The organism is Halomarina rubra, from assembly GCF_023699475.1.
Lineage (GTDB): Archaea > Halobacteriota > Halobacteria > Halobacteriales > Haloarculaceae > Halomarina > Halomarina rubra.
The window spans coordinates 179,561-199,012 of record NZ_JALXFV010000007.1; the positions used below are offsets into that span (position 1 = coordinate 179,561).

The following is a 19,452-nucleotide window of genomic DNA, read 5'->3' on the forward strand; positions in this document are numbered from 1 at the left end:
GGCGGGGGCGTCACGCCGCCGTCCCCCTCCTCAGAACACGACGACCGAGACGCCCAGCATGACGCTACTGACCGTCAACAGCGTCACCAACACGACGAGGACCGGTCGAACGCCCGTCTCACGGAACTCCGAGACGTCGATGGCCGTCCCGAGGCCGACGAACGCGACCAGGAACAGCCAGTCCGAGGTGGTCTCCAGCAGCGCGACCTGCGCGTCCGAGAGGAAGCCGGCGCTCGCCAGCGCCATCACGAACAGGAATCCGACGACGAACGTCGGAAAGCTCGTCCAGAGGTGACGGAGGTTCTCGCGGACACCGCCACCTGAGCCGTCGGCGGACGCCGCCTCGGAGTGGCGACTGTAGAGGACCGCGTAGCCGACGGCGACGACGCCGATGAGGGTGTTGCGGGCGAGTTTCACCAGCACGGCCCACTGCCCCGCCGTCTCGGAGTAGGCGAACCCCGCCGCCGTCACGGGGCCGGTGCTGAACATCGTCGTCCCGGCCCACACACCGAACACGATGTCCGAGAGGGCGAGCGCGTCACCCACCAGCGGGTAGACGAAGAGGGTCACCGCGTCGAACAGCAGGATGGTCGCCGCGGCGTAGGCGACCTGCCGGTCGTCCGGGCGGATGCTGCCGGCCACCGCCGCGACCGCCGAGACGCCACAGATGCCCGACCCGGCGGCGAGGAGCGACCCGACCTTCGCCGGAATGTCGGCGACGCGGGCCACCAGTTCGACCATCGAGATGGTCGCGAGCACCGCCAGAAGCACGACGGCGGCGACAGTCGGTCCCGCCTCGACGATGCGGCCGACGGCGACCGTCGCACCCATCAGGATGATGCCGGCTTCGAGCAGTCGCGGGTTCGTCTCGACGCCGGGGACACCCCACGCGGGGACGCCGACGGTGTTACCGACGACGAGGCCGAGGACGACGGCGAGGATGAGTTCGCTCCCGACGGGGACCCGCTGGGCGACGAGTCGCGTGCACACCGCGCCGACGACGAGCAGGCCGAGGCCGGGGAGTCGCCGCGCGATGGCCGCCGTCAGGTTGGTCACGACGCCGGTACCCGCCGTGTGGTCGCCATCTGTGTGGAGACGGGTCGACCGACCCCGGGTCGTCTGTCGGTCCACTCACGCATACACCGTCACTGAAGCGCTGGCCCGGTTAAGAGTTCTCGTCGGCGTCGGCCACCTGAGGCGGTCCGTCGGCAGCAGTCTGTGAGTTCCTCGGGAACGTGGCGCTGTGCGTGAACGCGGGTTTAATACGACGCTCTCGGAACCCAGTCCATGAGTGGTTCTCCTTCGGACCAGTTCGACGAGATCGACGGCCACATCCTCCGTATCCTCTCGCTGGACCCGCGAGCGCCGTACTCGGACATCGCCGAGCAGCTGAAGGAGGTCGGCTTCGAGATGAGCAGCGAGGGGATTCGGTACCGCGTTCGAAAGCTGATGAAGGCCACTCGGACGTTCTTCCTGCTCGACCCGGAGGACCTGGGGTGGAACATCGTCCGCGTCTCGGTGAGCGCGGCCAGACACGAGGGGGCGAAAGACGAGGCGTTCGCGCGGATGACCGAACTGCCGTTCTGGCACGTCACCCGCGGCCTCGGGACGACGGACATCTTCGCCATCGGGATGGCTCGGTCGGTCAGCGAGATCGAGGAGTACATGACGCTCATTGACGAGTTGGAGTGCGTCGAGTCGACGGGGTACATCATCGTCACCGACCGCGTGAGCAACCTGAACCACTACTACCGCACCTCCGACTGACCGGGCGTCTACCGAGGTCGGACGTCGTACCGACATCCGTAACAGTCATGTGACGACGTGTCGCACGTGATAGTGATAGAGCCACAGCTATGTACGCAAAAGTAAACGGGGCGACCCTCTACTACGAGGACCTGGGCGACGAAGACGCGCCGGCACTGCTGTCGTTGCACGGCGGCCCGGGCATCAGCGACCACGCGAAGGGAAAGCAGGCGTTCGAGCCACTCACCGACGAGTACCGCCTCGTCGTCTACGACCACCGTGGCTGTGGCCAGTCGAGTCTGACGCCGCCGTACTCGAACGAACAGTACGCCGCGGACGCGGAGGGTCTCCGTCAGCACCTCGGTCTCGACGAGGTGGTGCTCATCGGCGGGTCGTACGGCGGGTTCATCACCCAGGAGTACGCCGTCCGCTACCCCGAGCATCTCGCGGGGTTCGTCCTCCGTGACACCGCCCCCTCCCACGAGTACGACTCGCGGTCGGTCGAGAACGCTCGCGAGCGGTGGCCCGAGATGGAGGCGACCGACCTCGACGTCCCGAACATCACGTGGGAGGAGTTCGAACGCGTGATGGACGGCGAGGTCCGCTCGGACGAGGAGTTCCGACGCGTCTTCCACGGGATGGCCCCCTTGTACGCCCCCTCGCTGGACGAGTTCGACGCGGAGGCCGCCCGAGCGGCGACCGAAGCCCGGTCATTCCACCACGAGACGCACAACACAATGTTCTCGGAGGCGTACCCGAACATGGACTACACGGGCGACCTGCCGGACGTCGACGTGCCGGCGCTCGTCACCGTCGGTCGCCACGACTGGATCACGCCCCCCGAAGCCAGCGAGGAGATAGCGAACCTGCTCCCCGATTCGCGACTCGTCGTCTTCGAAGACAGCGGTCACTCGCCGAACCTCGACCAGCAGGAGGAGTATCTGGCGTGTGTTCGCGAGTTCCTCGCAGAGATCGGTTACAAGGCCTGAAACGACCGCAGTCACGTCCTTTTCGGCGAATGGTTCGGCCGGCAACTCGACCGGAACCGACGACTCAGTCGTCGGCCGGCGGTGCCTGCGTGCCGAGCAACCCGTCGAGTTTCTCGAACGGCGCTTCCGGGTAGGTCCGACGACTCTGCGCGATGCCGTGACGGGCCCACGACGCCGCCTGTTCGAGGGCGATGCCCGCGGGGTCGAGGAACGGGACGCCGACGCGCGACCGAATCTCGTCGTGGCGCTGGGCGAACGAGAGACTCATACACCCGGGGAACAGCGCCTCCGCTCCGTCCTCCTCGACGGCCTCGCGGCCGACCTTGACCATGCGGTCGACGAGCGTGTCCGACTCGTGGTCGATGGACTCGACGGGGGCGTCGACCGTCCGGACGCTCACGCAGCGTTCGGGGAGGCCGTACTCCGTCGCCTGTTCGTGGCTCATCGGTTTCGTCGAGTCGAGGATGGTGAGCCAGGCGAAACGGTCGGCGACCTGTGCGGCGGTGTAGAACGTCGCCTGCGCCGGGCCGACGACGGGGATGTCGACGACCTCTCGCAGTGCGCGCAGTCCGGGGTCGCCGAAACAGCCGATGACGATGGCGTCGAACTCCTCGCGGATCTCGTAGCCGGTCTGGGCGGCGCTGACGCCCGCCCACGCCTCTTCGATGCCGCTCTCGATACTGCTCGGGCCGGGAGCCGTCGTCTCGACGACCGTGACCGACCCCGTGGTGAGTTCGTTCGCGATGCGTTCGCGCCGCGCGAGTTCCTCGTCGGCGAGGCCGACGCCGGGGATGAGGTAGGCGATTTCAGGCGTCGACATCGGGAATCACCTCGTGGGCCGCGCGCAGTTCCTGGACGATGGCGTTCTGCTGGCGTTTGAGCTGGAGCTGGAGGAACTTCACGTCGTCACCCTCAAGGATGGGGAACTTCTTCGCGTCGGCGAGTCGGGGGACGGGGTCACGACTGACCGCGGGGTCCTGCTCGAACTGGCCCTCGCTGACGAGGTTGAGTCGCGTCAGGATGCGCGAGAGCGCCGTGATGGTGTCGTTCGCGACCGCAGGGTCGACGTCGCCGTCGTGGGCCGCTCGCTGGAACGACTCGATGGCCGCCTCCAGGTCGCGGAGTTCGGTGACGGTCGGCCCGAAGTCGAACTGGTCGCCGGCCGTCTCGTCGTACTCCTCGACGTACTCGGCCAGTTTACGGGCGTTCCGGGCGTGGTCGAACGGGAGGACCTCGGCGTTGAGCACACGGAGGATGCTCACCGCGTAGACGCGGATGTCACGGACCAGTTCGTCCTCGCCGGCCTTGTCGAGCGTGTCCGTCGAGACGTGCCAGGCGTTGGAGTTGCCTCCACAGCCGCCGACGCCGTGGTAGCCCCGGCGTTCGCGCTCTTCGGTCGGGATGTTCGACGAGAGCATGAAGAAGCCCGTGATGCCGAGGTTGTCGAACGAGTAGTCGCCCGCTCGGAACGGGTGGTTCTCGGCGTGTGGCGCACCGGTGACGTCGTCGATGGTCTCGCCGACGAGGCCGTCGGCCTCGGGCGTCCAGCACGACATGTCGGTGTACTCGGTGGCGTCTTTCGACCCCGGACTGTCCATGTTGACGTGGGCGACGCAGTTGTCCGCCAGGTCGAGTGCGAACTCGTCGGCGTACCACGTACTCCCGGCGTAGCGGCCGGTCGAGTGGCCCGGCCACCACGCGATGCGGAGGTTCCGTTCGAGGTCGTCGGCGTGTTCGGCGAACACCCGCGCACACTCCAGCAGGCCGGCGTCGCCGGTCGCGTTGTCGGTGATGCCGACGTACCACGAGTCGTAGTGGCCGTGCAGGAGGACGAACTCGTCCGTGTCGGCGGCACCCGCCTCGATGTCGGCGACGACGAGCGGACACGCCATCCAGTCGGTCGTGAGGTCGGTCGTCAGTTCGAGTTCCAGTCCCTCCTCGCTCTCGGCCCACTCCCGGAGCGTCTGACCGTCCGGTTGGTTGACGTTGACGATGGGGACGTCCGGAATCAACTCCTTCTCGTCGAGTTCGGGTGCACCACCCCAGATGGGTGTCGCGATACCGTTGTGTGGCTCACGGTCGTGTTCGTGGATGACGACGACGCCGACTGCACCCTTCGATTCGAGTTCGCTCGTCGCGCGAATCGAGAGACTGCCCGCCGCCGTCAGGGCGATCTTCCCCGTCAGGTCGCCGACGTCGTGATACGGCTCGTGGGGGTCGTCGTCGTCCGAGAGGAGGTCGCCGCCGGCCGACCCGACGTACTCGACCGGCCCCGAAACGGTCGTCGACGCCGAGAACGAGACGGTCTTCAGCGGCCCGGGTTCGAACTCCTTGTTGAGGGTCCGCAACTGGGCGCTGTGTGGTTGACTGATGTACAGCTCCGGGTCGAATCGGTCGTAGGAGACCCCGAGCGCGTCGAGTCGGTTCGTGATGTACTCCGCCGCCGCGACCTCGTCGTCTGACCCCGAGAGCCGAGTGAGTTCGGAGAACTCCTCGAGCAGTGCCCACGGCTCGTCGACGGATACGTCGTCGACGAGTCGCCGTTCGATGTCACTGAGAGCGCCGCTATCTGCTATCTGCTGGCTCATCCACTCAAGGCTCCTTCTTCTCGATATAAAAACGTTTGGGGTGTGGCACCAAGAAACGTGATTCTCCGTCGACCGAATCTGTTTTGGTGGCTGCTATCACACCCCGAGTATGCGTGCGGCGCACATCACCCAGTACGGGACGCCAGCGGCAGCGATCGACGTCGTCGAGACCGAACGACCGGAACCGGGGCCAGGGGAGGCCCGAGTCCGGGTCGAAGCTGTCGCGCTCAACCGCCTCGACGTGTTCGCTCGACTCGGCCACCCCGAGGACGACGGCGTGTTCCCGAAGGTCAGCGGGAGCGACATCGCAGGGGTCGTCGACGCCGTCGGAGCGGACGTCGACGAGTCCTGGCGCGACGAATCGGTCGTCGTCTACCCGGGCGTCTCCTGTCGAGACTGCGAGTACTGTCTGGCCGGCGAGCAGACGATGTGTCACGACTACGAGATCGTCGGCGAGGACCGGCCCGGCGGTCTCGCCGAATACGTCGTCGTCCCGGCGTGGTGTCTGGAACCTCGGCCGGCGGGCCTCGACGCGGTCACCGCGGCGGCGACCCCGGTGACGTTCACGACGGCCTGGCGGATGCTGGTCACGACCGGTGCGCTCCGCCCCGCGGAGTCCGCACTCGTCCTCGGTGCGAGCGGTGGCGTCGGCAACGCCGCACTCCAGATCGCCGACCGCGTGGGCGCGACGACGTACGCGGCGACCTCCAGCGACGAGAAAGCCCGACGGGTCTCGCCGTGGGCCGACGACGTGATTCGGTACGACGAGGTCCCGTTCGACGAAGCCGTCGCCGAGCGCACCGACGGTCGCGGGGTGGACCTCGTCGTCGACCACGTGGGACAGGCGACGTGGCAACGGAGCATCGACAGCCTCGCCATGGGCGGACGGATGGTCATCTGTGGTGCGACGAGCGGTCCGAACCCGGACGTCGACATCCGGTCGGTGTACCAGCACCACCGCCAGATTCGCGGCGCACCGATGGGCAACCGCCAGGAGTTCCGCGACGTCCTCGGCCTCGTCGCCAGCGGCGACCTCGAACCGCAGATCGACCGGACGCTCTCGCTCGACGAGACGGCCGAGGGCCACCGCATCGTCGAAGAACGTGCGGTGGTCGGTAAAGTTGTCATCGTACCGGAACGGTAGCCCCGTCGACTGGTTTTTGCGATACACTTATACCAGTCTTGACGGACAGAGAGACGAGGGCAGTCGTGAGAGACATACCCAAACACAAGGCGGTGCTACTGTGCAGTCTCTCGCTCGTCGTCGTCGTCGGAACGGGGATCGCCCCTGTCGCGGCCCAGGAGGCCACGGCACCGTCGGTGACGATGAGCGAAGCAACGATAGCGGTCGACGTCGGCGAGTCCAGTACGGTCGACGCGACCTACCGGTTCCAGGTCGACAGCGTCGGGAGCGGCGAGGAGTCACTGACCGACGTCTCCGGGACGCTGTGGCGGTTCGACGGCCACGCGGTCTCGGACCTGGAAGCGACGGTCGACGGTGAGACCGTCGACGTCCAGCGCGACCAGAGTGACGGTCACTCCAGCCTCTCGATACCTCTCCAGGGCGTCGAGGACGGTGACACGGTCACGGTCGGCCTCACCTACACGGTCGCCGGGACCGGCGAGCGGTTCAAGGCCCCGCTGTGGGTGCCGGAGTTCCAGACCGCGGGCGACGGGCGGGTCATCGAGATGACGATGACGCTCCCCGATGGGACGCAAGCGCAGGGCGCAGCGTTCCCGAAGATCGACGAGACGAACGGCGAGGAACTCACCTACTCCCTGTTGCACGTCCCCGGATTCGCCCAGGTGGACTACGGGCAGGGGAGCGGCGGACTGTTCACCGTCGACACGGTCTCGACCGTCGTCGGCGTGGTCGCAATCGTCGGCTTCCTCGGGGCGTGGCTGGTGTGGACGCGCAGACAACAAGCAGGAGGACGCAATGTCGTTTAGTACATCGATACTCACCTTCCTCTCGGTCGCGAGCGTGTACATCGTGTTCACGTTCGCCTGGGGGTGGTACAAGGGCAGGCAGGAACAGGACGAGCGAGAGACCGACCAGGACGCCCAGCACGCGACGACGGGCGGAGGTGACCACTGATGGCGCTCGTGGACCTCGGACCGGTGTTCGTCGGCGTCGTCGTCGTCTACTTCATCGTCGTCCTCGGCATCGGGGTGTACGGCTACCGGACGACGAAGACCGAGGAGGACTTCCTCGTCGCCGGGCGGAACATCGGCCCGCTCGTCGGCGGCGCGACGCTCTCGGCCTCCCAGATGAGCGCCGGGACGCTCGTCGGAACGTTCGGTCTCCACTACCTGCTCGGGTTCGGGTTCATCTGGATCTGGCCCGGTCTCTGGGCGGGGTGGATCGTCTCGCTGTTGCTGGTCGCCCCGCAGATGCGCCGGTTCGGCCGGGTGACCGTCCCCGACTTCATCGCCACCCGGTACGGCGACGACGGCCGGAACGGTGACTACTCGCGGGCCATCGGCGCGTCGCTCATCATCATCGCCTACACGGTGTACCTGAGCGCACAGATAACGGCCGGTGGACTCATCTTCCAGTCGTTGCTCGGTATCGCCCCCGCTATCGGGATGTTCGTCATGGCCATCACGGCCGTCGCGTACACCTCCATCGGCGGGATGCGTGCGAGCATCCTGACCGACTTCGTCCAGGCGGTCGTGATGGCCGTCGCCGTCGTCGTGGCGATTCCGCTGGCGCTGTACTTCACCGGTGGCATCGGCACCGTCGACGCGCTGTTCCAGTCGTTCCAGCCGTCGTTCGTCGGGAACTCGCTGACGACGGCCGAAATCGCCGGCTTCATGGCCGCCTTCGGCTTCTCCATCGCCGCCGCCCCCTACGAGATTACGCGTATCTACTCGATGCGCGACGAGAAGACCGTCCGGCAGGCCATCGGTATCACGCTCATCTTCCAGACCATCATCGGCACCTCGGTCGCCATCCTCGGCGTCACGATGCGGATGATGTTCCCACAGCTGACCACGCCGGACCTCGCGAGCGTCATCATGAGCCTGAACGTCCTCGGACCGGTGCTCGGGGCGTTGCTCATCAGTGCGGTGTTCTCTGCCATCCTGAGCACGGTCGACTCCATCATGATCGTCTCAGGAGCGGGGCTCGCTCACGACATCTACGGGAAGTTGGTCAACCCGAACGCGACCGAGACCCAGAAGATTTGGGCGAACCGCATCGCCATCGTCGTGCTGGGTCTCATCCCACTCGGTCTCGCGCTCAATAGCGGGCTGCTGGGTGGGTTGGTCCAGCTCATCGTCGTCCTGCAGGCGTCGATGATGGGCGGGATGTTCTTCGTCCCACTCGTCCTGGGACTGCACTGGCGGCGGGCGAACACCGCCGGTGGTGTCGCCGCCATGGTCGTCGGGTTCAGCACCGTCGTCGCCTGGCACGTCGCGACGGAGATCTACGGCGTCGTGCCGGCGTCGGTCACCGCGGTCATCACCGACCCGGTCATCCCCGGTGTCGTCATGAGCTTCGTGGCGATGGTGCTGGGGACGTACCTCGGCGGGAAGCCCTCGAAGAAGAGTCTCAGACCGTTCTTCGGAGACTCGTCGCGAGGACGCGGCTCACAGCCGACCGGCTCACCGTCCGCCGACGCACAGTCCGAGGCCGGGACGTCGGGAGGTGACGCCGACTGATGGCTCCCCTCGACCCCGGTGTTGCGCTGATGACCGTCGTCATGCTCGCCATGGCCGTCGGCACGTTCGCGACTGGCGTCTACCTCGTCACGACGAACCCACCGGTCGACGAGTCGAAGTTCGTCGGCCTCGGGAGCGAGAAGCTGACGGACGAACAGCTCGCGGCGCAGCAGACCGCCGACGAGTAGCGAACCCCCGTTCTTCCCGACTCGACCACGTCGAGTGCCGACAGTAGTCGTACCGTCGACAGGTGTGACGAACTGTGTGACACGAACTCACAACCGACGGCGACTTCTCGCCGGCGAGCGACATCGAGAATAACACACTTAGGGTGTTATAATTTCACCGTCTGGCCGGGGGTCACTACGCTCTCACAGATTCGAACTACTGATTCCGTGATGGCCCGGCCGACATCAGGACCCCCCGTCAGGACGGGTCACTCGACGACTCCCGGAGGCGTGATTTCGGGGCAGACGGAGCCGGAGGCACCAGAGGTGTAGGGAATCTCGGGGCAGTCGCTGGAGCCAGCGAAGCGAGTGCGAAAGAGTCGGCGACGTCGCCCGATGGACCGGTCAGTCGAGGGGTGCGGTCCGGAGCGTCTCGAACAGGCGCGTCGTCGTCCGGACACCGTTCCGGAAACAGTCGATAGCGAGGTTCTCGTCGGGCGAGTGGTTGTTCTCGTCGCTGTTGGCGTAGGGGACGACGACACACGGAACGTCGAGGTACCGGTCGAACGCCGCGGTCGGGAGCGATCCGCCGAGCGTCGGCTTGAGGATGGGGTCGACACCCCACGCGTCTGCGACGGCACGGAGAATCGGTTCGCGCACCGGGTGGTCGAGCGACGTCCGCTGGGGGTGCATCTGCCCGAGACTGGAGACGTCGAGGCGGACGGTCCCGCTCTGGTGGCGCTCGACGTGGTCGACGAACTGCTCGTAGACGTCGTCGGGGTCCTGGTCGGCGACGAGTCGCATGTCGACTTTCGCCTGTGCCGTCGACGGGACTATCGTCTTCGTCCCCTCCCCACCGTAGCCGCTGGTGAGACCGGCGACGTTGAGCGTCGGATAGTACAGCAGCGTCTCCAGATACGACTCACCCGGGGCGACGGCGAACGCGTCGATATCGAGGTCGTCCATCACGGCCGCCGCGTCGAACGGCATCGCGGCGAGTGCTTCCCGGTCACGCTCGCCGACGGGACGGACGTCGTCGTAGTAGCCGTCGATGGTCACTCGGCCCTCGTCGTCTTTCATCGACGAGAGGAGTCGGACGAGTTCCCACGCGGGGTTCGGGACGGGACCGCCGTAGTTCCCCGAGTGGAGGTCGCGGTTCGGACCGCGGGCGTCTATCTGTGCGTACACCATCCCGCGAGCGCCCATGAGGACGTGGGGCCGGCCCGAGGCGTCGACCGGCCCGTCGGCGACGTACGCGAGGTCGGCGGCGAGCGCGTCGGCGTGCGTCTCGACGACCCAGTCGAGGTTCGGACTCCCGCTCTCTTCCTCGCCTTCGAGGAGTAGCGTGACGTTCACCGGGAGGCCGCCGGTCTCGCGCCAGCCCTCGACCGCACAGAGGTGGGCGAACCACTGCCCTTTGTTGTCGCCCGCGCCGCGGGCGTAGATTCGCTCGCGGCCGTCGGGGCCGGGGCGACGGGTCGGTTCGAACGGCGGCGAACTCCACGCGTCTGGGTCGACCGGCTGGACGTCGTAGTGACCGTAGACGAGGACCGTCGGGACGTCGGTGTCGTCCGCCACGTCGGCGTACGCGTGGGCGATGACCGACGGTTGTCCGGCCGTCTCGACGGTCTCGGTCTCGTCGAAGCCGTACTCGAGACAGAGTCGTTCGGCGAGGGCGGTACAGTCGTCGACGCCCTCGCCGGTCGCGCTGATGGAGGGTTGGCGGAGGAGCGTCTCCAGGTCCGCGAGCGCGTCGTCGAACCGCTCGGCGACGAACGCGTCGACGGCCGCGACGCGCTCGTTCGACCCGAGGTCGGCGTCGCTCACGCCACCACCTCCCCACCTTTGACGACCGCTCGTGGCTCGGCGAGCGTCGCGGGACGGTCGACGGGAGGGTCAGCGACGAGGAGGACGTCGGCGTGCGCGCCGGGTGAGAGGTGGCCGGCGTCCACGACGCGCGCAGCGCGGGCGGCCTCGGTCGTGACCGCACGAATCGCGCGCTCGGGACTCGCACCGCGCGAGAGGAGGTGGTCGACCTCGCCGGGCAGGTGGCCGTGCATGCTGTCGGTGCCGAGCGCGACGTCGACGTCCCGGTCGAGGAGGGCCGTCCACGTCTCGCGTTCGCGTTCACGGGCCGCTTCGAGGTTCGCCATCACGGCGGGGCTGTCGGCGTCGCCCGCCTCGATGCCCTCGGCGCTGTGGAGGATGGTGAACGTCCCGACCACGTGGCTCTCGCCCGCTTCCAGCGCGTCGAGGTCGTCGGTCGAGAGCGCCGCGCCGTGTTCGATGGTGTCGACGCCGGCGTCGATGGCCTGCCGCGCACCCGTCCCGCCGTGGGCGTGGGTAGCGACGTGGCGGCCGTGCCGGTGGGCCTCGTCGACGATGGCCTCCACCTCGGCCGTCGAGTAGGGCGCTTCGTCGAGACTTCCTTCGGCGCTCGACACCCCACCGGTCGCGAAGTACTTCACGTGGTGTGCGCCCGCGGCGACGTGCTCGCGAATCCGACGTCGAATCGCCTCGGGACCGTCCGTCGCCGTCAGCGCCATCCCGTGTCCGGCGGTGGGTGTGAGGTGCCCGCCGGTCGGGAGCAGTCGTGGGGAGACCAGCGACCCGTCGCGTTCGAGCGTGGCGAGGTGGACGTCGAGGCCGTGTTCACAACCCATCAGTCGCATCGTGGTCGTCCCCGCTTCGAGGTCCCGCCGCAGGTTCTCGACGGCCCGGACGGTCTGTTCGACGGGGTTCGCCCGCATCTGCCCGAGTTGGTCGCCCTCACCGGGGCGAATCGGAGCGTGGGAGTGAGCGTCGACGAGACCGGGGAGCGCGTACGAATCGCTGTCGTGGACGAGCGTCGCGTCGTTCGGCACGTCGTCTCGCACGTCGACGACGCGTCCGTCTTCGACGAGAATCACCGTCCCCTCGACCACCTCGCGGTCGGGGTGGTAGACACCGCTAGTTCTGATGGCTCGCATCCTGTGGTACGTCATACCAAACAGATATAACCGCGTCGGTCCACCCTCCACCGGATGCTCGATTCGGTCGACCGGACGACAGAGGAACGACTCCGTGAACGCATCGACCCGGACAGTCTCGACGCCCACGTCGAGGCGTTCGAAGGGACGATACGAGAGTCGGGGACGGACGACGAGCGAGCGGCGAGCGAGTACGTCGTCGACCGACTCACCGAGTACGGCTTCGACGCCGAAGTTCGAGAGTTCGACGCCTACATCTCGTTTCCGGAGGGGGCCAGCGTCACGGTCACGACGCCGACACGACGGCTCGTCGACGGCATCACCGCCTCGTTCGGGGCGAGCACGCCGCCGAACGGGGTCCACGGCGAGGTCGTCCACCTCCCCGAGGTGACCGCCGACGCCGTCGCGGACGCGGACGTGGAGGGTCGAATTGTGTTCACCACCGGCCTCCCGACCCCACACCCGGTCGGCCTCCTCGACGACGCCGGGGCGCGTGCCGTCGTCTACGAGTCGGTCACGGAGGGGCACTGTCACGAGATGATCGTCACCCCCGTCTGGGGGACGCCGAGTCTGGAAGACTACGAGACGATTCCGGATCTCCCGGTCGCGCAGGTGTCACGGGAGGACGGCGAGTGGCTCCGCGAGCAGTGTGCGACGGGCCCCGTCGAAGCCCGGGTAGCGACGGCCGTTCGGACGGAGCTGACGACCCTCCCCTGTCCCGTCGGGCGACTGGACGGTGCCGTGAGCGACCGGTACGCCGTCGTCGGCAACCACGTCGACTCCTGGCACGAAGGTATCACCGACAACGCGACGGCGATGGCCGCGACGCTCGAACTCGCACGCATCGTCGCCGAGGCCGACGACCCACCGGCACGAGGACTCGTCGTCGGGTTCTGGCCGGCCCACTCGACCGGTCGGTACGCCGGCAGCGCGTGGTACGCCGACGACAACTGGCTCGACCTCCGGGCGAACGGCGTCGCGTACTACCACCTCGACCTCTGTGGGCTTCGCGGGGCCGACGGCATCTGGCACCAGGAGATGGCCGAGTTGGCCGCCGAGCACCGTGACGTCATCGACAGCGCGACCGACATCCCGCTGCGCGAGGGCGACGAGAGCTTCCTCGGGAGCGACCGGCCCGGACGCAACTCCGACCAGTCGTTCTGGGGAACCGGCCTCAGTTCGCTCCTCTCGGGAGCGCGACTCCCACCAGGGACGGACGAGGGGGGCCCCATCGGCGGCGGGTGGTGGTGGCACACGCCCGAAGACACCCGCGACAAGGTCGACATCGACGTCCTCGTCGAGGAGACGCGCATCGCCGTGACGCTCCTCGCGCGTCTCTGCTGGTCGCCGACCCTGCCGCACGACTTCTCGGCGGCAGCGGACGACCTCCGGTCGCAGGTCGAGCGCGTCGAGACGGCGACCGACCACTCGTTCGAGGCCCTGCACGCCGACCTGGACGCCCTCGCGAGCGCCGTCGAGCGCGCACAGGCGGTCGCGGCGGCGGTCGAAGACCCCGCGAGTGAACGGGCGAGAGCTGTCGAGGACCTCCAGGTCGCCCTCGGCAACGACCTCGTGCCGGCGCTGTACGTCGGCGGGGACGACTACGGGCAGGACCCCGCACTCCCCCACCAGTTGCTCCCCGCGTTGAACGAGGCCGCGACGGCCCACGTGGACGCCGGCAGGCACCGCGAGCGACGGTTCGCCGAGACCTCGCTCACCCGTGCCGAGAACCGTCTCCGTCACCGCATCACGCGTGCGACGGCCGCCGTCGACGCCTTCCTCGCCGACGTCGAAGAGTGAGTCCGTTCGTCGGCCGGCGAACGGTCGGGACCGTCGAGCGGTTCAGATGAGGTCCGCACCGCCGTCGACGTTGACGACGCTGCCGGTCACGTAGCTCCCGCGTGGCCCCGCGAGGAAGTCGATTGCCTCGGCGATCTCCTCCGGTCGGCCGAGCCGTTCGAGCGGGACGCGGTCGGTGAACGCCTCGATGCCCTCCTCGGTCCACAGTCCCGAGTCGTGGGTCAGCGGGGTGTCGATAAGACCGGGGACGACGCAGTTGACCCGGACGTGGGGTCGAAGCTGTTTGGCGAGTCCCTTCGTGAGACCGAGGATGCCTGCCTTCGACGCGGAGTAGTGGACGCCCCCGCTCGCACTACCGCGCTGGCCCGCACCGCTGGAGACGTTGACGATACTCCCTGCCTCGCGTTCGTAGAGCAACGGCCCGACTGCGTGAGCCAGGTTGTACTGCCCGGTGAGGTTGACGTCGAGCACGCGGTGCCAGGCGTCGGGCGTGAGGTCACCGAGCCACGCGTACTCCGAGATCGCCGCGTTGTTCACGAGGGTGTGGATGGCCGCCGACTCCTCGATGGTCTCGACGACCGCCGCGACGGTGTCGTGGTCGGCGACGTCGACGGTGAACCCGCGGAACCCGTCGAACTCGTCGTCGAGGTCGGCGACCGCCTCGTCGACGTCGAGTCCCGCGACGACGTCGTACCGCCCGCTGTCGAGGAACTGCTCGACCGTTGCCCGTCCGATGCCACTCGCCGCGCCGGTGACGACCGCCGCTCGCCCTGTCATGCCCTCACATCCGCGTGGCGGTACAAAACCGTATGCCTCGACGCCGATGCAGCGCCGGTGTCAGTCGAACGCGGGGGCGACCTCCTCGGCGAACAGCGCCGCGCCGGTGGTCTCGGGGAAGTCGACGAACTCGACGACGACCTCTTCGATGCCCAACGCCTGGAATCGTTCGACGTCTGCGATTATCTCCTCGGGGGTTCCGACCAGCGCGAACTCGGTGTCGTCGATGTTCTCTGGTTTGAATCGAGGGACGGCGTCGAGCAGTTCCTGGACTTCCGCGTCGGTCTCGCGGACGAGACACCGGGCGAACCACGACTTCGTGATGGCGTCGTAGTCGCGGTCGTAGGTGTCACAGTGAGATTCCAGCACGTCGAGTTTGTGCGCCATCAGGTCGACCGGCCCCCAGTAGTTCCACACGTCGGCGTGTTTCGCCGTGATTCGCAGGGTGAACTCCTCGCCGCCACCGCCGACCATGATGGGAGGGTGGGGGTCCTGGACGGGGTGCGGGCGACCGTCAGCGCCAGCGACCTGGACGTACTCGCCGTCGAACGTGACGTCGTCGCCGGTCCAGAGCGCTTTCAGCACCTCGATGGTCTCTTCGAGTTCCCGGAGACGCGCCGGCGCGTCGGGCCAGTCGTACCCGAACGCCCGCGCTTCGTCCTCCTTCCACCCCGCGCCCATCCCGAGGGCGAGTCGACCGTCGCTGACGACGTCGAGCATCGCCGTCGCCTTCGCGAGCAACGGACCGTGGCGCAGGTGGTTGTTGATGGTCTTGGGGTAGAGCGTCATCGTCTCGGTGACGCCCGCCAGCGCCGTCGTCGTCACCAAACACTCGCTCGTCGGGCCGTTGCCCGCCTGAATGTGGTCGGGGACGGCGAGGCCGTCGAACCCCAGCCCCTCCATCGCGACGCCGAAGTCACACTGGTCGGGCCAGTTCAGCTCCTCACAGAACGCCAGCGTGCTGTACTCCGAACTCCCGACACACGTCGGCACGTTCACCATGAACTCCATGCGCCGAGAGACCGACCCCACCACCATAACGTTCGCTACCACCTCTCACGGTGCTGTCGTGTTCGGCCGGAAACGCGGCGCGGAGCGGTCGTTCACACGCGGGTCGACCGTTCAGAGCGCTCGACGGGCCGCCCGAAGCTGTGCGACCACGTCGGTCCGCGCTCGCCGGAGTTGGAGGGCGAGGAACCGGTGGTCGTCGCCCGTGTGGTCGTCGAGTCGCGTCGCGGGTTCGAGCGTCGGGTACGGCGGCCGGGCCTCGGCGGGGTCTTGCTGGAACGGCCCCTCGCTCGTGTAGTTGAGTCGCGTCAGTCGCTTCGCGAGGGCTGCGCGGGTGGCGTTCGCCTCGGCACCTTCGTCGTCGAGGCGGTCGGCGGACTCGGCCAGCGCGTCGAGTTCGTCGAGCACCGGCGAGAGGTCGAGCGAACTCGACGCGTCGTAGTCCTCGACGATGGTTCGGTGTCGTGATAGCTGGTGTGCGACGTCGACGGGGAGCGTCTCCTCGGCACAGAGGCGGGCGACGACGACGGCGAACACCTGGATATCGCGGACGAGCACCTCCGGGTCGGCCTTCTCGATGGTGTCGGTCGTCAGGTGCCACGCGTCGGCGTGACCGCCGGACCCGCCGACCGGGTGGTAGCCCCGCTTTGCCCGTAGTTCGTCGGGGATGGACGACTGCGGCGAGAGACCCGGAACGCCGACGTTGCTGAACGAGTAGTCACCCGCTCGCGAGACGCGTGCCTCACGGGTCGGCTTGCCGGTCACGTCGTGAATCGTCCGCTCGGCGAGGGTGGCGAGTGCGGTCGTACACTTCGCTCGCACGTCGAACTCGGTCGCGTCGGCGACGCCCGGCGAGTCCATGTTGACGTGGGCGACGCAGTTGTCCGCCAGGTCGAGTGCGAACTCGTCGGCGTACCACGTACTGCCGGCGTAGCGACCCGTCGAGTGTCCCGGCCACCACGCGATGCGGACGTCCCGTCTGAGGTGCTCGCGGTGGTCGTTCAGAACGCGAGCACACTCCAGCAAGCCGGCGTCGCCGGTCGCGTTGTCGGTGATGCCGACGTGCCAGGAGTCGTAGTGACCGTGCAGGAGGACGAACTCGTCCGTGTCGGGAGCGGCCTCCCCCTGGATTCGGGCGACGACGAGCGGACAGGTCTGCCACCCGGTCGTCGTCTCGGTCTCGACGGTGACCGTGGCACCTTCGGCGGCCATCGCGGCGAGCTCCTCACCTTCCGTCCGCGAGACGTTGGCGACCGGGAGGTCGGGGACGCGGTCGGCCTCGTCCAGCGGTGGTGCGCCCCCCCAGACCGGTGTGACGATTCCCTCGTGGGGTTCCTCGGCGTGTGGGTGGATGCCGACGAACGCCGCGACGCCGCGGTCAGTCAGTTCCTCGATGGCCGAGATGGGGATGATGGACTCCGCGAGGACGACCGCCCCGTCAAGGTCCTCGTCGGTGCCCGCGAGGTCGACCGACAGCATCGCCTCGATGCTCTCCATCTCGTCGTCGTTCTCGACGTAGACGAGGTCGCCCGTCACCGACGCGTTCGCGGAGAACGAGACGGTCTTCGCGGTCTCGGACGACCAGCCGTCACCGGTCCGTATCGCGGCTCGGTCGGGCGTGCTGAGGTACAGTTCGGGGTGGTAGACCTCGTGGGCGACGCCGAGGTCGGCGAGACGGTCGACGATGTAGTCCGCGGCCGCTCGCTCGTCGGCGGTGCCGGAGACGCGGGTCAACTCGGCGAACCGCTCGACGAGCGCCCACGGTTCGTCGGCGGAGACCGACTCGACCAGGTCGCGTTCGAATCCGTCCACTGTCGGTGCGTCGCGCTCGTACAGCTGGGTGTCCATTGCTCGTGAACCTCGTTCACACGGTGTCGCAGGGACTCTTGAACGCTCCGGTGGCGGCAGCCGTTCTGACAGCCCGACTGTCCGTTCAGACCGACAGTCAGTCCGAGAACGTACATCGAGAGCAAGTATCATGCAAAGGTATAAGTCAAATTGGTACACGTTCACGAACACCATGGAAGCGCCCAGTCCGGAAAGCAAGCGCCGTAGATTCCTCAAAGGAGTCGCGGTCGCAGGGAGCGTCGGCCTCGCCGGTTGTCTCGGTGGCGACGGCGGCGACGACGGAAATCAGAGCGACAACGGTAGCGGAGGGGGCGGTGGCGGTGACGACACGACCGGCGGTGCGTCGACGGCAGGTGGTTCCCGCGGCGGGTCGCTGAAGTTCGCCCAGACCTCCTCGCCGGTCGAACTCGACCCGGTGAACAACAACGGCGGGAACTACTCCATCATGCTGAAGAACCTGGTGTACACGCCGGTTCTCGGCTACGACGCCGAAACGAACCTCGTGCCGCTGTTGGCGACGGAGATTCCCGAACTCGACGGAACGGAGTTCACGCTGACTCTCGACCCGAACGCCACGTTCCACAACGGCGATCCGGTCACCGTCGAGGACGTGAAGTACACCTTCGAGGCGGCGGTCGAAGAGCAGACCAGCTACGCGTCGAACTTCAGCATCATCGAGAACATCGAGGTCGTCGACGACCAGACGGCGGAGTTCTCGCTGTCGAAGCCCTACCAGCCCATCCTCCACGCCATCGCGCACCCAGTCGCACCGAAGGCGATTCGCGAACAGGACCCCGAGGGATTCGGACTGGAGGAGTTCACCGGCTCCGGTCCGTTCGAGGTGACCGAGTTCGTCGAGAACGACCACGTCACGATGGCCGGCTGGGACGACTACTGGGGCACGGGCAGCCCGAACCTCGGCGAGGTGACGTTCACGCCGGTCAACGAACCGACGAACCGCGTCACGCAGTTGAAGACCGGCGAGCAGGACGTCATCAACCGCATTCCCCCACAGCTCTGGAACACGGTCAAGGAGATGGGCGACGCGGACGTCATCGAAGGCCCGTCGCTCAGCTACCAGTTCGCGGCGTTCAACCAGAACGAAGGCGAGTGCGCGAAACGCGACGTCCGCCTCGCTATCGACCACTGTGTCGACCTGGACGCGGCCGTCGATCGCTACATCAAACCCGGCGGCGGGCGGATGTACAGCCCGGTTCCGGCCTCCGTCGCGGAGGCGTGGGACATGCCCCTCGACGAGTGGAAGGGGATGTGGTCCGGGAAGGACATCGACCGCGCGAAAGAGCTGTTCGAGCAGGCGGGCGTCCCCGACGACTGGACGTGCAAGATCATCGTCTCCTCGACGGAGAAGCGTCGGCAGATGGCGGTCTCCATCGCCAACGGCATTCAGGAGGCCGGCTACGGCGCGGAGGTCCAGTACCTCGACTTCGCGACGATGCTCGACCAGTTCGACTCCGGCGACGCCAGCAAGGTGAACATGTACCTGCTCGGCTGGACCCGTGCGCCCGACCCGGACCGGTTCATGTACGAACTGCTCCACATCGACGGCGCGTTCCAGGGGCAGTACTACGAGAACGACCGGTTCAACCAGCTGCTCGACGACGCGTCGAGTTCGACCGACCGCGAAGCGCGCCGCGAGATGTACATCGAGGCCATCGAACTGTTCATCGAGGACCGCGTCCACCTCCCGCTGTACTACACGTCGGTGTCGATGGGCGCGAAGAACTACGTCAAGGGGCTGAAGCCCCACCCCATCACGACGTACAACCCGTACCTCTACGGCGACCGCAACAACACCAACGGCGACACCGACGGGTCCAACGTTTGGGTCGACAAGTAACGCCACTCGCGCCAGCGACGCGCCGTCGCAGTCACC

General features: G+C 67.4%; 17 protein-coding genes. 9 read left to right on the forward strand and 8 right to left on the reverse strand.

Annotation, left to right across the window (positions count from 1 at the left end):
• Positions 1 to 30: 30 nt before the first annotated feature.
• The gene (locus M1L36_RS13645) at positions 31 to 1,047 is read right to left on the reverse strand and encodes a YeiH family protein (RefSeq protein ID WP_250874490.1); all 1,017 of its coding nucleotides are present in this window, start codon (positions 1,045 to 1,047) and stop codon (positions 31 to 33) included.
• A gap of 240 nt (positions 1,048 to 1,287) precedes the next feature.
• Here M1L36_RS13645 and M1L36_RS13650 point away from each other — a divergent pair, with 240 nt between their 5' ends.
• Both M1L36_RS13650 and M1L36_RS13655 read left to right on the forward strand, forming a co-directional pair.
• Positions 1,288 to 1,767: an Lrp/AsnC family transcriptional regulator gene (locus tag M1L36_RS13650; protein ID WP_250874307.1), complete on the forward strand. Its 480-nt coding sequence runs from the start codon at positions 1,288 to 1,290 to the stop codon at positions 1,765 to 1,767.
• An 89-nt stretch (positions 1,768 to 1,856) separates the two neighbouring features.
• The gene (locus M1L36_RS13655) at positions 1,857 to 2,735 is read left to right on the forward strand and encodes an alpha/beta fold hydrolase (protein WP_250874308.1); all 879 of its coding nucleotides are present in this window, start codon (positions 1,857 to 1,859) and stop codon (positions 2,733 to 2,735) included.
• 64 nt (positions 2,736 to 2,799) lie between these two features.
• Here the strand turns inward: M1L36_RS13655 and M1L36_RS13660 are convergent, their stop codons facing one another.
• Complete coding sequence (locus tag M1L36_RS13660; RefSeq protein ID WP_250874309.1) at positions 2,800 to 3,555, reverse strand: aspartate/glutamate racemase family protein; 756 nt, start codon at positions 3,553 to 3,555, stop codon at positions 2,800 to 2,802.
• The gene (locus tag M1L36_RS13665) at positions 3,542 to 5,323 is read right to left on the reverse strand and encodes a M28 family peptidase (RefSeq protein WP_250874310.1); all 1,782 of its coding nucleotides are present in this window, start codon (positions 5,321 to 5,323) and stop codon (positions 3,542 to 3,544) included. Before M1L36_RS13665 ends, M1L36_RS13660 begins: the two co-directional genes overlap by 14 nt.
• A 109-nt stretch (positions 5,324 to 5,432) precedes the next feature.
• Between M1L36_RS13665 and M1L36_RS13670 the strand changes: the two genes are divergently transcribed.
• From M1L36_RS13670 to M1L36_RS13690, 5 genes are all read left to right on the forward strand, one after another.
• Entirely contained in the window at positions 5,433 to 6,467 is a 1,035-nt protein-coding gene (locus M1L36_RS13670) for a zinc-binding dehydrogenase (protein WP_250874311.1), read from the forward strand.
• A 65-nt stretch (positions 6,468 to 6,532) separates the two neighbouring features.
• Entirely contained in the window at positions 6,533 to 7,273 is a 741-nt protein-coding gene (locus tag M1L36_RS13675) for a hypothetical protein (RefSeq protein WP_250874312.1), read from the forward strand.
• Complete coding sequence (locus M1L36_RS13680) at positions 7,263 to 7,421, forward strand: hypothetical protein (protein ID WP_250874313.1); 159 nt, start codon at positions 7,263 to 7,265, stop codon at positions 7,419 to 7,421. Before M1L36_RS13675 ends, M1L36_RS13680 begins: the two co-directional genes overlap by 11 nt.
• A complete protein-coding gene (locus tag M1L36_RS13685) occupies positions 7,421 to 8,989 on the forward strand; it encodes a sodium:solute symporter family protein (RefSeq protein ID WP_250874314.1) in 1,569 nt (522 codons plus the stop codon). Before M1L36_RS13680 ends, M1L36_RS13685 begins: the two co-directional genes overlap by 1 nt.
• Entirely contained in the window at positions 8,989 to 9,177 is a 189-nt protein-coding gene (locus M1L36_RS13690) for a hypothetical protein (protein ID WP_250874315.1), read from the forward strand. Before M1L36_RS13685 ends, M1L36_RS13690 begins: the two co-directional genes overlap by 1 nt.
• Before the next feature lie 384 nt (positions 9,178 to 9,561).
• Here M1L36_RS13690 and M1L36_RS13695 read toward each other — a convergent pair whose 3' ends face one another.
• Together M1L36_RS13695 and M1L36_RS13700 are read right to left on the reverse strand one after the other, a co-directional pair.
• Positions 9,562 to 10,983, reverse strand: a complete 1,422-nt coding sequence (locus M1L36_RS13695; protein WP_250874316.1) for a M20/M25/M40 family metallo-hydrolase — start codon at positions 10,981 to 10,983, stop codon at positions 9,562 to 9,564.
• Positions 10,980 to 12,140: an amidohydrolase family protein gene (locus M1L36_RS13700; RefSeq protein ID WP_250874317.1), complete on the reverse strand. Its 1,161-nt coding sequence runs from the start codon at positions 12,138 to 12,140 to the stop codon at positions 10,980 to 10,982. Before M1L36_RS13700 ends, M1L36_RS13695 begins: the two co-directional genes overlap by 4 nt.
• Before the next feature lie 39 nt (positions 12,141 to 12,179).
• On the opposite strand from M1L36_RS13700, the gene M1L36_RS13705 reads away from it, so the two are divergent.
• Positions 12,180 to 13,925, forward strand: coding sequence for a M28 family peptidase (locus M1L36_RS13705; RefSeq protein ID WP_250874318.1), 1,746 nt, complete (start codon positions 12,180 to 12,182; stop codon positions 13,923 to 13,925).
• Between the two features lie 42 nt (positions 13,926 to 13,967).
• On the opposite strand, the gene M1L36_RS13710 is transcribed toward M1L36_RS13705, so the two are convergent.
• The 3 genes from M1L36_RS13710 to M1L36_RS13720 all read right to left on the reverse strand — a co-directional run bounded on the left by M1L36_RS13710 (position 13,968) and on the right by M1L36_RS13720 (position 17,558).
• Positions 13,968 to 14,702, reverse strand: a complete 735-nt coding sequence (locus M1L36_RS13710) for an SDR family NAD(P)-dependent oxidoreductase (protein WP_250874319.1) — start codon at positions 14,700 to 14,702, stop codon at positions 13,968 to 13,970.
• 60 nt (positions 14,703 to 14,762) lie between these two features.
• Positions 14,763 to 15,713 carry an LLM class flavin-dependent oxidoreductase gene (locus tag M1L36_RS13715; protein WP_250874320.1) on the reverse strand — a complete coding sequence of 317 codons (951 nt, stop codon included), beginning with the start codon at positions 15,711 to 15,713 and terminating at the stop codon, positions 14,763 to 14,765.
• Positions 15,714 to 15,824: 111 nt separating this feature from the next.
• A complete protein-coding gene (locus M1L36_RS13720; RefSeq protein WP_250874321.1) occupies positions 15,825 to 17,558 on the reverse strand; it encodes a M28 family peptidase in 1,734 nt (577 codons plus the stop codon).
• 172 nt (positions 17,559 to 17,730) lie between these two features.
• Between M1L36_RS13720 and M1L36_RS13725 the strand changes: the two genes are divergently transcribed.
• Positions 17,731 to 19,416 carry an ABC transporter substrate-binding protein gene (locus M1L36_RS13725; RefSeq protein WP_250874322.1) on the forward strand — a complete coding sequence of 562 codons (1,686 nt, stop codon included), beginning with the start codon at positions 17,731 to 17,733 and terminating at the stop codon, positions 19,414 to 19,416.
• Positions 19,417 to 19,452 lie beyond the last annotated feature (36 nt).